Annotated in this window: 13 protein-coding genes; 2 read left to right on the forward strand and 11 right to left on the reverse strand. The window is 42.0% G+C overall.

What is annotated here, in order from left to right:
- On the forward strand, positions 1 to 780 hold a 780-nt coding region (locus tag AKG98_RS05355; RefSeq protein ID WP_228140210.1), incomplete at its 5' end, for an MFS transporter.
- A 216-nt stretch (positions 781 to 996) separates the two neighbouring features.
- Here the strand turns inward: AKG98_RS05355 and AKG98_RS05360 are convergent.
- From AKG98_RS05360 to AKG98_RS05395, 8 genes are all read right to left on the reverse strand, one after another.
- Positions 997 to 1,791 (reverse strand): LytTR family DNA-binding domain-containing protein, encoded by a 795-nt coding sequence (locus tag AKG98_RS05360; protein ID WP_067042513.1) that lies wholly within the window; start codon positions 1,789 to 1,791, stop codon positions 997 to 999.
- A gap of 4 nt (positions 1,792 to 1,795) precedes the next feature.
- The gene (locus tag AKG98_RS05365) at positions 1,796 to 2,854 is read right to left on the reverse strand and encodes a sensor histidine kinase (protein ID WP_067042516.1); all 1,059 of its coding nucleotides are present in this window, start codon (positions 2,852 to 2,854) and stop codon (positions 1,796 to 1,798) included.
- Positions 2,855 to 2,856: 2 nt separating this feature from the next.
- Entirely contained in the window at positions 2,857 to 4,074 is a 1,218-nt protein-coding gene (locus AKG98_RS05370) for a hypothetical protein (RefSeq protein ID WP_198155433.1), read from the reverse strand.
- A 107-nt stretch (positions 4,075 to 4,181) separates the two neighbouring features.
- Positions 4,182 to 4,961: an outer membrane lipoprotein-sorting protein gene (locus AKG98_RS05375; protein WP_067042518.1), complete on the reverse strand. Its 780-nt coding sequence runs from the start codon at positions 4,959 to 4,961 to the stop codon at positions 4,182 to 4,184.
- Positions 4,954 to 6,213: an ABC transporter permease gene (locus AKG98_RS05380; protein WP_067042521.1), complete on the reverse strand. Its 1,260-nt coding sequence runs from the start codon at positions 6,211 to 6,213 to the stop codon at positions 4,954 to 4,956. The genes AKG98_RS05375 and AKG98_RS05380 overlap by 8 nt, the downstream gene beginning before the upstream one ends.
- Positions 6,201 to 6,884, reverse strand: a complete 684-nt coding sequence (locus AKG98_RS05385) for an ABC transporter ATP-binding protein (protein ID WP_067042524.1) — start codon at positions 6,882 to 6,884, stop codon at positions 6,201 to 6,203. The genes AKG98_RS05380 and AKG98_RS05385 overlap by 13 nt, the downstream gene beginning before the upstream one ends.
- Positions 6,885 to 6,893: 9 nt before the next feature.
- Entirely contained in the window at positions 6,894 to 7,550 is a 657-nt protein-coding gene (locus AKG98_RS05390) for a hypothetical protein (protein ID WP_067042527.1), read from the reverse strand.
- 306 nt (positions 7,551 to 7,856) lie between these two features.
- Complete coding sequence (locus AKG98_RS05395) at positions 7,857 to 8,450, reverse strand: type VI secretion system-associated protein TagO (protein WP_198155435.1); 594 nt, start codon at positions 8,448 to 8,450, stop codon at positions 7,857 to 7,859.
- 401 nt (positions 8,451 to 8,851) lie between these two features.
- Here AKG98_RS05395 and AKG98_RS05400 point away from each other — a divergent pair, with 401 nt between their 5' ends.
- Positions 8,852 to 9,952 (forward strand): site-2 protease family protein, encoded by a 1,101-nt coding sequence (locus AKG98_RS05400; protein ID WP_067042530.1) that lies wholly within the window; start codon positions 8,852 to 8,854, stop codon positions 9,950 to 9,952.
- Positions 9,953 to 10,011: 59 nt separating this feature from the next.
- Here AKG98_RS05400 and AKG98_RS05405 read toward each other — a convergent pair whose 3' ends face one another.
- The 3 genes from AKG98_RS05405 to AKG98_RS05415 are packed head-to-tail and all read right to left on the reverse strand — an operon-like array spanning position 10,012 to position 14,241.
- Positions 10,012 to 11,103 carry a lipocalin-like domain-containing protein gene (locus AKG98_RS05405; RefSeq protein ID WP_067042533.1) on the reverse strand — a complete coding sequence of 364 codons (1,092 nt, stop codon included), beginning with the start codon at positions 11,101 to 11,103 and terminating at the stop codon, positions 10,012 to 10,014.
- Positions 11,100 to 13,535, reverse strand: a complete 2,436-nt coding sequence (locus AKG98_RS05410) for an FtsX-like permease family protein (protein ID WP_067042536.1) — start codon at positions 13,533 to 13,535, stop codon at positions 11,100 to 11,102. The genes AKG98_RS05405 and AKG98_RS05410 overlap by 4 nt, the downstream gene beginning before the upstream one ends.
- A gap of 28 nt (positions 13,536 to 13,563) precedes the next feature.
- Positions 13,564 to 14,241: an ABC transporter ATP-binding protein gene (locus AKG98_RS05415; RefSeq protein WP_067042539.1), complete on the reverse strand. Its 678-nt coding sequence runs from the start codon at positions 14,239 to 14,241 to the stop codon at positions 13,564 to 13,566.
- Positions 14,242 to 14,368: the final 127 nt, after the last annotated feature.

The following is a 14,368-nucleotide window of genomic DNA, read 5'->3' on the forward strand; positions in this document are numbered from 1 at the left end:
ACACTTGGTGCAGGCGCATTAGGGATTATTTTACTTGAATACTGGTCAATGCTTGAGTTTTCATTTTTGGCTACATTCGCTTCACTCCTGTCTGGATTATGTTATATAGCGACCCCTTACAAGCGCCAGTTTCGTCCATCCTTAAAAGAGGCATTCTTTAAACAGCTTGTAGCAAGCAAAAGCATATTTTCTAAACAAAAACACTTCTATGCATTTTTGGCATTATCTTGCTTGTCTTATCCAGTATTGACCTTTTTAGTAAAACTTGTCCCTATTTATTTCGCTGAACAAGGCATTAGTGGTAGTTGGTTTGCGGCATGGGAAATGAGTTATGGTCTAGGTGCGTTACTAAGTGGATTGCTGATTGCTCGCCTTTTAAGGCGTTATGAGCATGAAAATGCAATGATAGTTTCAATTCTAGTTATGGCGACCTTACTTATTTTGATGGGATCTTACCTTTCCCCTACTTTGATTATATTACTTACTGTTGTCCTTGGTTTTTTCAATTCATATAATCGTATTGCGAGAACCAATAAGATGCATCATGTCATTGCGATGGAAGAAAGAGGACGCGTTGAAGGTGGATTAAAACTGTTTTCTACACTAGCGCAAAGCTTGAGTTACGTCGTTATTGCGCTGTTAAGTTACTTACAACTCACAGCTTTGGGCTTCATTATTATCGGGATAGTATTGCTGATCGCAGGGGTGATAATGCTGCACTTAAAACAGCGTTCAAATATTAAAATATTTATAAATCAAGCTGAAATTATCGGTCACTAGTCAGTACTCATCGTGTATTCTTGATGGCTGTAGTTTCTTTGATTCGGAGATGAACCGTTTAAGTATCGCAATGTCGCGTAACCGAGTGTCTAATTAAGTCTGGGAAGTCCAATCCCTGCGTAGGTGCATACTACACCAAAGCCTACCACAAAATACCGAAGAAAAAAAAGACAGTCTCTAATATTTGACACTCGTATTGTACGGCTACTTTTGGTATCACCACAAATTAGTAAATTGTGGTTGCATAGCTCGGCTAACTCGGAGCCGAGCATCTCCAATATGGACGGTCATCTTTCCAGTGAAATCTTTTTTCACCTTTTCAATCGCCGAAACATTCACGACACTTGAGCGATGAATCTGCCAAAACATATTAGGATCAAGCTGTCTTAGTAATTCTTTAAGAGAAGTACGCAACAGATACTCTACACTCTGCATAGCTTCCTGCTTATACAAAGACACGTACTTATCTTCAGCCTTAAAATACAACACTTCCGACAGTGAGATAAGGTGAATGTCATCACCTTTAGTTGCTTTAATCCAGGTTAAGTAATTTGGCTTAGCTTGATTAGTCAATTGCTGAATTTGATCAATCAGTAATGACACATCTGTCGTAGTTGTTGATTTTTGTTGGGACAGCTGTGTTTGAAGCTTTTCAACGCATTGAGCTAATCTTTTATCTGAAACTGGCTTAAGTAGGTAGTCAACCGCATTTATTTCAAAGGCTTGCACAGCAAACTCATCATATGCGGTAATAAACACAACTCTTGTTTGACTGTGATTTTTTACTAATAACTTAGCCACACTCATACCATCACGCTGCGGCATTTTAATGTCCAAGAATACAATGTCAGGCTGATGCTGCTCGATAAGGAGTAAAGCTTGATCACCATTTTCAGCTAATGCAATAATATCTAATTGAGGCCAACTTTCGGCTAACGCCTGATTTAAGTGATGTCTCAACAAAGGTTCATCATCTACAATAATAGCTGTTACTGAATTGCTGTGCGTCATCCTTCTATTCCTTTAAAGATTCTAAGTCTGTCAATGCAATATGAAGCTTAGCAGTGACTCCACCTTGGGCATTTTCTACAATCGTGAGATTTCCCCTATTAGAAAATAATGCCAGCAAACGTTGTCGAACATTCTCAAGCCCAATGCCATGACCAGCACTTGATGATTCGAGCATAAGCCCATTACCGCTGTCAATAACTGATATGCTTACCATACCCTGCTTTTCAGCAATAACTACTATTATACAGCCTCCTTGGACTTTAGGTTCAATACCATGTTGTATGGCATTTTCTACTAATGGCTGCAGTAATAAAGGAGGGAAACTTACGTCATAATTTAACTGATTATCTATCTTATATGTTAACCGCTCACCTAAACGAATATATTGGATACTTAGGTATGCATCGATCAATTCTAATTCACCCGAAATGGACGTATTAGACTGACGGTTCGCCTGTAGCGTACTGCGTAATAGATTAGTAAGTTTCTCAAGCATCAACCGAGCGTTTTGAGGGTGCTGATCAATGAGCGCATTGATATTTGCTAACGTATTAAATAAAAAGTGTGGTTCTATCTGACTTTGAAGCTGCTTTAACTGACTCATAATCAATGTTTTTTCTTGCTCTGCCTGTTTACGCTTTGCCGTTTCGAGTTCTGTTTGCGCAAGTAGTTTTTGTTCGTAAATATAAAAATATAGAAAGCATATAGCAGTAAATACAAAACCTAAAAAAATAACCGGTGTTAGTTTGGCAAAGTTATTAACATTACTGTATTGATCTAACCAGAAAGCCGCATTGCTAGTGCCGAGAATTATAGAACACACAAACGAAAATACCCTAACCCACGGCAAATTAAGGTTTGGGGAAAAGTGAGCTATGGCTAATGCACTAAATACAGCACCGTAGCCATAACCAAAACTGATCAAACAATGTTTAATGAAGGGCGTGGTGGGCCAGATCTGAGTCGTCATAATTGCAATAACAAAACAAAAAACACCTGTAAAAAAAATAACGTTTATGACTCGACTCTCAACGCCAATATCCTTAGAATCACATAACTTCATGGTCAGAACTTCCCTTTAAGATTTAACAAAATTATATGCTTATCAGGTAAATTTGCATATACCGAATCACCATTGCCACCTAAAAACTGGGTAGCTAGCTCAAAGCTGAATGAAGCAGAACCTGTATCATATATTTGATAACGCAACCATTGAGTCGCAATAATACCACCGTCTTGCGGTGATAACATTACATCAAACGAGGGCTCGAAATTATTGAGCCACAACCAATCTTGGCTCCACTTTAAATGACTCCAACTACTTGAGTTCAAAGACCAATGGAACATTAGATTATGCTGTACAAGATTGGCGTGATTAAGCCCTTGAGCATAAGACAGGGCTAATGGCTGCGTTTGAATCTCTGAGGATAAAGACGCCCCTTGCTCAAATGCTTGCTGCCATTCATTATTACTCCAACTTCGACTATCAAACCAGTATTCCATAATAACGTGATGGCCACTGCTACTGGCCCAGTTAATACCAATAAGTGACTGGTATCCATGCTGCTTAGTTTCTAAACCCACCGCAGTTAGTGAGGTTCCTTGCTGGTAAGCAAGGTATTTACGTTGATACAATGCTGAAACATGGAGCTCCCACGCTTGATTAAGAACGGTGACGAACGAGCCGCTGAGCAAACCATGCCGGACATCATCATAATAAACTATGCCTTGCCACTCACTGTCACCCTGCAGAGCATAGTGACGAAGACCCAAACCTTGCTGCACTGATTGCTCTTCAAGATCTGAGCCTTGCTGCTGCGCCCAAGACGAATCGGTATATATCAAGCTCCACTCGCTATTCATATCAAAATATGAAGCCATCGCAGTTCCTGCGCCTTCTTCAACTTGAATACCAATTGAATTGCGTCGATACGACTTAAAGAGGTCTAAAAGTCGATAGCCATAACCGACCCCCCAATCTAATCGAACCTTACCGAGAATAAAGTCGATAGGTAATCCGCCAAAATCAACACTACTTTGCCAAAATAGTTCCTGTACAATACCATCAGCATCGAACGTTCGTTCATCTTCGCGATTCCAAAGTGACGTCCCTTTCAGCGCAAAGGACCCTGTTAACTCTTGCCAGTTGGCTTTGATATCAAGCAATGCATTTAATGACTCTGTATTTGACTGTGTGGTTTTACCGATTAAGGTCGTATCTCGATGGGCAGTCTTGCTTGCGCTTAACTCCCAATCCCAATCTAAGTTTAGGTTTGAACTCAATGCGTTTGTACTTATTATCAATGCTGTTATGCAAAACCATCTACTCAAATACTTATAGGCCATGTCAAACGCTACAATTTGTCCTTGTGCATTCATTGTCCGCACAGTTATAGATCTACCGTTTTATTACGAGTCAAATAAGCAGGATTGTAATATCTGTCATCAAGTTCAACAACTTCAATAGCTTTATATTCAATCACTGTCTTTTTCGCAGGTTGAATTTTGTCGAGCAATGTCATTGCAACAACGCGCAATTGCTCATTTCTTATTCCTGCTTCAAACCAAGCTTGTTTTGCCAGCTTTCCTGAGCGTAAGTACAGATCCGCTTTGATTGGAAAATTATTTTTCTCATCAAGCCACAAGTCGATCTTTTGATAACTGGTTCCTGATGTCATTGCGGTTAATACTAATCTATTTGTATGTATTATCTCACCAAATTCAACAGAAACCGACTCTTTATCCATAAGTTCACCTTGATAATCATCACTCCACGTTAACGTTGATATATCGCCTACAGAAGCTTCACCTAATAGCTTTTGCATTGGAGTAATACGAATTGGTCGACGGCTTTTCGGCATAAGTAGCCAATAGTTATCACCGAGCATTAGCATTTTTTGTCCCGCTTCAACCTGAGACTTAAAGACCACCAAAGACTCTCGATTTGGTCTTGTATAGACATGGTATTCACGCGTTTTTTTGAGCTGTTGATATTCAAATAACGAGACAATCGATACTATTTTGGCAGAATTTTCTTCCATGCGATAAAGATCCGCCTGTTTGATCATTGCTTTGACATTATCTTTAGCCGCGACAGTAAAGCTCGACACTGTAATGATAAGAGCTAGTTGAATCGAAACGAAAGTTGCCTTAAATAAAACATTAAACATAAACCAGAGCCTCCGTGATAGGTTTGTTTACACCTTTTCGTGCTGAAATCCATGCAGCAAGGATGCAGATAACCATGACACCAACAGAGCAATACGCCAGTAGTTCCACTGAAAAATAAATATTAAGCGGGTATCCATCAGTTCGGCCTGGGGGTGGCGGCATTTGTACATCAGCTATCATCAAAACTAAGCTTGTTACCAGAGTGATAACGCCGCCAATGATTGAACCTATTAGAGCCAATAAACCCGCTTCATAAATAAACCCTGACACAATTTCTTTCGGGTAGGCTCCAAGTGCTGATAAGGTTCCAATTTCTCGTGTTCGCTCGGTAACTGACATCGTCATAGTGTTGAACAGAGCAACAAATATAATTAGTGCCATGACTGCCCCCATGATTCCGAATATTCGGTCATATAAGTCTTTAACACGAGTGTAAAAGAACGCTCTCTCTTCCCATGGTGTTACTTCAACTGCTTGCGTAAGTGTCATATTATTGAGTTGTTGTTCAACCCATAACTTGGTTTCAGCAGTTTGTTCTGAGCCATACAAAAAAACTGATAATGTACTAATTTTGTCACTAGCGAGAAGGTCTTGAACCGATTGAATGTGCAGATAAAGCTGACGTTTATCAAGCTCAGGTACACCCGTGGAATAAACACCTCGCACCTTAAAATCAAACGCATTGAGTGCGCCATCGCTCGTCGTTGTAAGCAGTGTCACCCAGTCGCCTATCGTTACTTTTAGATTCTTAGCTAAACCTACAGCTAACATTACTTCAGGTTCAGTAGCATCGTAACGTGGTGATTGAATGTTAGAGAGCGTTTTACCTTCACGCATATCTAAGAACGGTCCTTTCATATCAAACTCACGATCGTTAACCCCAGAGCCAACAAAAATGGTTGATTTGGTGCCATTAGAAACAAGTCCGGTAAATTCAATGCGCGGCTGTACTCCACGAACACTTTGGTTAATGAGTAACTGTTTTATGATGCTATCAGTATCTGCGAGTCCATTAGAGAGTGGCACTTCTTCATCTTGCTCAAAAAATCCAGGCTGGCTGAGCGTTAAATGCCCGGTATCTCTTGCGGTCGATTCCTTTAACGAGTCATAGGTATAAAGGCCAAACCCACCCGCACTGGTCAAGGCAAAGACAGCAACGGCAACGATCAACACAGATAGTAAGCTTCGGCGGCCATTACGCTGCAAATTGAGATACGCAATACGTAATGAGTGTGGAATTAACTTACCCATTTGATCGCCTCCTGATTAACACTGCCATCCAATAATTCAATGGTTCGATCACAGTGTGATGCCATTCTTGGATCATGCGTGGCAACAATAAACGTTGTACCAATTTCTTTACCAAGTCGCTTCATAATGTCTATAATAATGCTCGCGGTATGACTATCTAAACTTGCAGTAGGCTCATCGGCAATGACAATTTCTGGCTTGTGTACCAACGCACGCGCAATGGCGACTCTTTGCTGCTGACCTCCAGACAAATTTCCAGGTCTATGCTGAGAAAAATCAGCTAATCCGACTTTATCTAACATGGCAATCGCTAACTGTTTCTGCTCATGAGCAGAGCTTCCATTTAGCATCAATGGGTAAGCCACATTTTCCCAGGCTGTCATTACCGGGACCAGATTGAACTTTTGGAAAACAAACCCTAATTGACTACGACGTATCTTGGCAGCAGCCGTACGGTCTTTAGGGTACTGAACACCAGCTAACGTAATTTCACCTTGGTAGTCCATATCCAACATGCCCAATATATTGAGCAAGGTGCTCTTGCCAGAACCTGATGGCCCACATAGAGCCACCATTTCACCTTTAGTAATCGAACCGCTCGCCTCTGTTAACGCTTGAACGCTCTGCTGTTCCAGTTGGTAACGTTTACTTATTTTTTTGAATATCAGCACAATAACCTCCTAACCAGCTCGGTTGATTAAGGCTTCAGCTTGCAACGTCATGGGATGTTGAGCGTTTTCCGCTTGCATCTCAGATAACCACTGGTTTGCTTGATTAACATCGCCCGCTCGCAGTGATGCTTTAATCGCGTAGATGTAAATCCAAGAGGTTGCGTCATAGCTTTGCGTTGAAAATGACTCATCCGCTAAAAGTTCTAAATAAATATCGTAACCACGCTCAAAGTGATTAAACATATCTGGCAGAGAGGTAAATGTGGAGGCTGCAATGGCTTTGGCTAAAATCGATTCAGGCAGACCCTGACGATATTCTTGATGATCAATCGAATCAGTACCCAACAGAGATAATCCTTTGGAAATCATTACTAAACCTTGTTCTGTGTACTTCATTTTATTCCAAGGCATAAAGGCATCGCGGCCCATTAAGGTTTGTGTGCTACCAAGGTAAACCATACTAAGAGCGTCAACACCTTTAGATTTAATCTGTTGATTGAGTTGCTCATACACAACTTCAACTTTATCTTCGTCACCTTCAGCTGCAAGATTGTATTGAGAGATAACGGCTTCACTTGGCGCAGCTATTGCATTAGTTCCGATCATAGCCTGACTGCTGAACAATAATGTGAGAGCTGCAAATTTAGATACTGTTTTGATGCTCATGTAGGTTGTCCCTTTCATTGGTTGATGATGAAAGGTTAAAGTAACCTTGAATCGCATGCAGAGCTTTGCGACGAATGGACAATATAGAGTGTGAATGGGCTATATGGAGAATGAATTTTTTATTGAGGCTACCATTGTCTTTAAAGAAACTGAAAATAATGAGAATTTATGATCTAATGGACAAACCAAATATACCCTTGAGCATCAATTCCGTCTCAATGGCTGTATCGCTATAAGTATTGCTTCGGACTTGTTCAATATCCGAATAGATGTCGGCTGCGCTGCACCTATTGTTATTGTTAAAAATTACCAGCCACAACGTTCTCTAAGTGGCTTTATGATATTTGCTAAACCAGAGGTATTGAAAACTGCTGTAACGGCGCTTTTATTGTACAACGTTACTTGAGTAACTAATTTAGGTGAATCAAGCATCTCTTTTATGAAAGTAATTGGCTCGTTATGATATGTGGTATTTTTGTCAGTAGACATACTCCAGCTTTGAGTAATGGCTTTATGCGTACCGACTTGGGTCTGAACCGAGGCTTCGCGACCAAGATAGTCGTTCCAGCCAATATAGAGATCTGTTGTATTATTTTTACACCTTACAGCCAGATAAACCGGTTTACCCCATCGATTTTTTCCAGAATCAGCATTCAAAGTTAATGTGACTCCCTTAGAATCATCTACGGATACATACCACTTTCCTTTGCCCACGAACGATGCTGGTTTAACTTGACGAACATTAAGTTTTTTAGCTACGGCCAAATTATCAAAGCACTCAAGTCTAACCAGATCCCCTTCAACAATAGCGCATTTAGCATATTCTTTTTCATTTATTGTAGCGCTCGCGTTTGCAGCCAACAACAGTGAGGCTGCTACCAGTAAAATTTGTCTCATCATCTTCAGATCTATCCTTGCGATGCTTAACGCTTTAATACTCTTTATGAACAATACCTTACCAATTTATGGCTGTAAGGTAAACGGCCAGCGACTATTGATGATTATTCTCGTGCGGTACGCCGCATTTATGCTTACTTTGACCTTTCATCAGATAAGTTTACGACCTGTAATCTAAGCCTGCAACAATTGCAAAAGACATGACCAAAAGGCAAGCAACCAGATGAGAACAATATTCCTCATGTACAAATAACGTCGAGCAGATCCATTCAACTGGTACTGTCATCACGTTTTTCTCTTTGCTATACTTTTTGCTATACTCTGCCATCGGCAAACACGCTGTCACGACAGTAACTTAAACTCTATTAATCGGCATCACGACCGCATAGATATAAAGGCTTAACTTGGAATTATTAAACATTGACTGCCTTGGCAAACCGCTGCGGCTGGAAGGCTCGCTAGCGGGCTGGCAACAAGTATTTTGGGACGACAAACTCGTGTCGGCGATTAACGCCTCTAGTGACAATGAGGGCAGTAAAACCCATGAATTTGAACTCAACCAGCACAGCGATAATGCGCAGCCACCAGCCAGCATCGTTATAAAACTCACCACAGAACTGCTCTGGCAACCCTTTAAAATAGACTATGCCTTGTATGTTAATGAACAGCTCATTAACGAAGGCCAGCGCGACACGAAAGATATTGAACGGCAAACCCCGCAACATCCGGTTGCCGCAAAAACAAAATTTAGCTTAATTGGCTTAGGTTCACTGGCGTTAAAGTTATTGAAGAGTGCCAAGGTTATCAAAGTAGTGCTGGCCGGCGCCAGTCTGGCGGCTTACTCTTGGCTATTTTCATGGCAGTTTGCCCTCGCCTTGATTGCTTGTCTGGTGTTTCATGAATACGGCCATGTTAAAGCCATGAAATACTTTGGTATGAAGACCAAAGGCATTTACCTGATCCCGTTTATGGGCGGGTTAGCATTAGGCGATGATAAGATTAATACCCGTTGGCAAGATGTGGTGATCTCGATTATGGGCCCCACCTTTGGCTTGCTCATGTCGCTGCTGTCTCTTGTAGCCTACTGGCTAACAGGGGAAATATTCTTTGCTGGATTGGCCAGCTTTAACGCCTTGCTGAATCTATTTAACTTGTTACCGATTTTACCGCTCGATGGTGGCCACATCCTCAAAAGCATTAGCTTTTCGATGAACAGCGTCGTAGGCCTAGTTGCTTGTATCGCAGGGGCCGTGGCCGGGATATTCATCAGCTATAGCTTAGGCTTGGCCCTGCTTGGCTTCATGCTGTTAATTGGTAGCGTCGAGATCGTATTTGAATGGCGTGGCCGTCATCAAAGCCATCTATTACCCCTCGACAGATACGGGCAGCTGTTTTCCGCTATCTGGTATGTGGCGACAGCAGGCGCGCTTATTGGTGTGATTTGGTACTTTGCCGGTATGGGTGATGAATTACTCTCCCTACCACTGCAGATATTACAAAGCTAATTACCAGCGGTGCCACTAGCCCATTGCGACTTGATTTTCGCAATGGGCTTCATTGTTAATTAGTTTACATAACCGGTCATTTCCACAAAGCCTTCACCGGTATGAGAGCCTTTAAAGCTAACCATGCCCTCAAAATATTCAATCCCAAAGCGCATGATCTGCTGCTGATTAATCACAGCCACGCGTAAATCAACATTTAAACCAATACTTTGTTTTTCTACTCGCAAGTCAAATGCATAGGGATAATCTAGCGTATCGTTAGCATGACTGACCAACTTGATATTATTCGCATCAAGAATATCAATAGCACCATTACTGTGCATCAAACTACCATAGATAAAATCCTGTTCAGAAGAGCGAATACGGTAAATCATCAAGGCTTTATCTGTTGATACACGCAAAGAAAACCAGTCCCAACCCTGTTGATCTTGCGCGAGCATTGCCGATCCCCACTCGCGGTCAAACCAAGCTGAACCAGTCACATTTAGCCATTGTCCTTGCCATAATATTTCACCTTCTACGTCGATAAAGGGTTGAGAATAATAATGGCTAGCGATCGCCTCACGCTGATGCTTTTTACTATAGCCCTGCTCACCTTGCATAAAAAATGGACTCGCAGTCACTAGCGATAATTTTACCTGCCACGCTTCATTATCAGTACGCGCAGACCCATAACTGAGCTGCGCAGGTAATAATGCCGCCGATGACTGCCATAACCAATCATCAATTGCAGCAGAAAAAGGTTGCTCAGTAATAGCCACATTAGCAAACTCTTCCCTTCCCTGACGAAAGGCAGCAAGGTGCACCTTAGTATCCGCCAACGCACCATGAGCAAAGTACCACTGCGCCTGATTAATCGCGGTACGGAATAATGTCCATTGCGTAGCAAAACGTATTCCCGAGTCACTCTTTAAATTAGCCGTTAAGTACCACCATTCATGGCGATAATCTTTATGTGGCGAATGTGCTTGAGGAAAACGAAGCCTATTTTCAGGTAAGGCTTGCGCATATTGTAGCTCCTCACCGTCTCTGACTTTAAGCGGACTTTTATTCAGCTCTGGTAGTGTTTTGACTTGTTCGCCACAGGACAATAATAAGAGTACGACTAATACTACAAACACGAACAATTTAAACATTTTACGTGGTTTCATCTGCGACTCCTTAAATTCAATTTAAACAGCGGAATACCGAGTGCTGGCAATAAGAATAACAATCCGAATATGCTGCTGACAGCAAAAGACCCCACATTGAACATCAGTGGCATTGACCAACCAAAAGAAGCTGGTAATGCCTGACTCACCAATGCATGGGCTAATATCGTGGCGATTGGCCAGCTTAAAAGTACGCAGCCCACAGCAAGTAAGCACCATTGCAGCAGCATATGCACAAACAACTCAGTCTTGCTATAACCCAGACTGCACAAAATGTATAAATCGGCTTTACGTGCCAGCTCTAAACCATTAGCCGATAAAAACAGGCCAAAGCAAGCAATCACCAATAATATAACCGCGATCAACTGCGTTAATACAAAGGTCTGTGCAAATACCTTCAGCGCTATTTTCTTTACTTGTGAAGGCTCATATATTTGATCATCAGCCAATCCCAACGCCAAGCTCACAGCTTGTTTATCGATAACAGTACCGGAACGAAAATACACACCGAAACCACTATAAACCCAGCCCGTAAATAACGGGTTAGCTTGTGTGCTATCTAACGTCAGCGAAAAACCCGGATAGCCATATTCATAATAAATACCTTGAATATGACAGCTATATTGCATCTCTCCCTGACGAAAATGAATTAATTGTTCAACGGCCAATTGGCGTTTAAGCGCGAGCTGTTCATTGATAAAGCACCCCTGCTTAATCTTAGTCGATAACGACTTTAATAATAGCGATGACAACTGTTGGGGTGATTGATAGCTGGATACTTTGACGGCGTCATTTTCTACCCTTGCCCAAGTATGCTGATGCAGAGTATATTCATCAATATCATTGTTATTTTGCAGCCAATCTTCCACCTGTTGTTTTTGACCATGATGATAACGGATAAGCAAATCTGCACTTAACTGTTGATCAAGAAAGCGCACAAATGCCCCCTCAAAACTGTGTACCATTAAAGCAGCAGCAATACTGGTCGTTAACGCGAGATAAAAAGCCGCGAGGGGTAAGTAACGCCGTCCAATCTGATTACTGGCATCTTGAAAAATATAGTTAACCCAGAAAGAATTAAATCCAAAAGACTTCACACACAGCCCACTTAGAAATAACATGCCTTGTAAAAAATGGGGTAAAAACACCACACTCGCGATCAATAACAAGCCATACTTAACCATGATCTGATACCAACTTTGGCTCGGCCACCCGCTAAATAACAGCAATAGAATAACCGCTCCCGCTAGCGTGACCAATCGAGGAAGATACCCTGTTAACGTGCTTGTAGAAAAAGTAACATGCGCAGTACTGATCCGCTTAAATTGCTTTGCTAATGCCAGTAATACCGCAACGGATGAAATAAGCAGCGCCCATAATGCGTATTGCCATTGCCAAGCAAAGTGACCACTCATATTCAGTGAATAAAGCTGACTAAACGTGAGTCCCAGCAAGGGCAATAATACGGTCACTAGCGCGACGGCAATCAATACCCCGACAATACTGGCAACCAACACCAGAAATAACGCTTCAAGCAACATCGCTATTTTGATCGTATGTAGTGCAACCCCCAACAAACGTAACTGCATCGCTAATTCAGCACGTTTATGCCAAGCCTGCTCACCCGCCTGAAACGCAATAAACATACTGACAATAAATCCTAAAACAGCCAATGCCATTAAGTTAAGGTGCAGCGCATCGGCAAATCCACTGCGTTCTTGATATGACCAAGGTTCATTGAGGGATAAATGCGCGGGCAATGCAGCCTCTAACGCCTGCTTCTGTGGTGCTGTCAATGGCGCCACCATTAACGCGCTAAAATCAATCTGCTGGGGAAATAACTGCCAAGCGAGTGCAATATCAAGCAGTGCAACCCGACCCCATTGTTCGCTCGTGGTTAAACGAATGGGAATGGCGGTTTTGTCAGCCAATATCAATACCGGATTAACGCTGGGGTTGATATCGATATCAACATCCAATGACGCCAGATGCGCTTTAGTGAACAAAACGGCTTGATGATTGAATTGGGCAGGATTAGAAATACTCAGCCCTAGCATATCAATAGCAAGGAACTTCAAACGTTCGCCATTCGCAAGGTGCTTTCGAAATGTTAATACTGGCGTAATGTGGGTGAAGCCTTGTCTACGCAAGTGAGCAAAGTCACTCTTACTTACTCGACCACCTTGCTCAGCGACAATATAAAAACCGATAGGACTGGTTAACTGTGCGTTGGCTTGGTTATATTGTTGTTTGCTCGCATGATTTAAGACCAGAATACAGAGCAAGGTGCTGGTAGCGATGGCTAAGCTGAAAATGAAACCCAAATGTAATAAGCGATGATGATTATATTCTGCCATCTGGGTTTGTAATACTAACCACAATTCTTGCCGATCTACTCTGCGGATGAAACTAATAGCATTACTATCTGTCATCGTCTCTACCGCCCCAACTCGATTATCTCTATTTATAGACGTGGTTGATTAAGCTTAGCTGACCGTCCGCTAATTGATAGATCTTATCCATTTTGGCCGCAACGTTATGGCTATGCGTAACGAGTACGAGTGCGGTATTGTGGGATTTAGCTAATTTAACTAACAATGCCACGACACGGCTACTATTATCGTCATCGAGATTACCGGTTGGCTCATCGGCAAGTAATAATTTAGGTTGTGCACTCATGGCTCTGGCAATCGCCACACGTTGTAATTCGCCACCAGAAAGCGTCGAAGGATATTGATTTAATAAAGAGTGGATCTCTAACTGTCGAGCCAAGTTATGACACAGAGCAGTATCGTAGCGCCCAGCCAGACGGGCACTAAAAGCAATATTATCCTGAACCGACAAACTCGATAATAAATTATATTGTTGAAAAATTATTCCTAACTGTTTCTTTCTCAGTTCACTCAGCTGCTGTTCACTCGCCTGTGCCAGTTCAACCCCTGCAAGCGTGATCTGTCCTTGCTGTATCGGCTCTAACCCAGCAATAAGATTAAGTAAGGTAGTTTTACCGCTGCCACTGTCCCCCATCAAACCAATACATTCACCTGGCCCCACAGTTAAGTTTAGATCAGACAGTAATTGCCGCTGACGCTGGCCGTCAGAGACCTGATGGCCAAGAGACTCGATGGTTAATGACACGATTACTCCTTGATGAACTATCACAGTAAAACGACAAAGATAGTGATTATCCAGCGCCGCTAGTTGAAGAATAGCGGTGTTTGAAATATATCGACAGGTTGGTCACGGAAAAGATACAACTTTACTT

It is taken from the genome of Moritella sp. JT01, assembly GCF_001574435.1.
Taxonomy (GTDB): Bacteria; Pseudomonadota; Gammaproteobacteria; order Enterobacterales; family Moritellaceae; genus Moritella.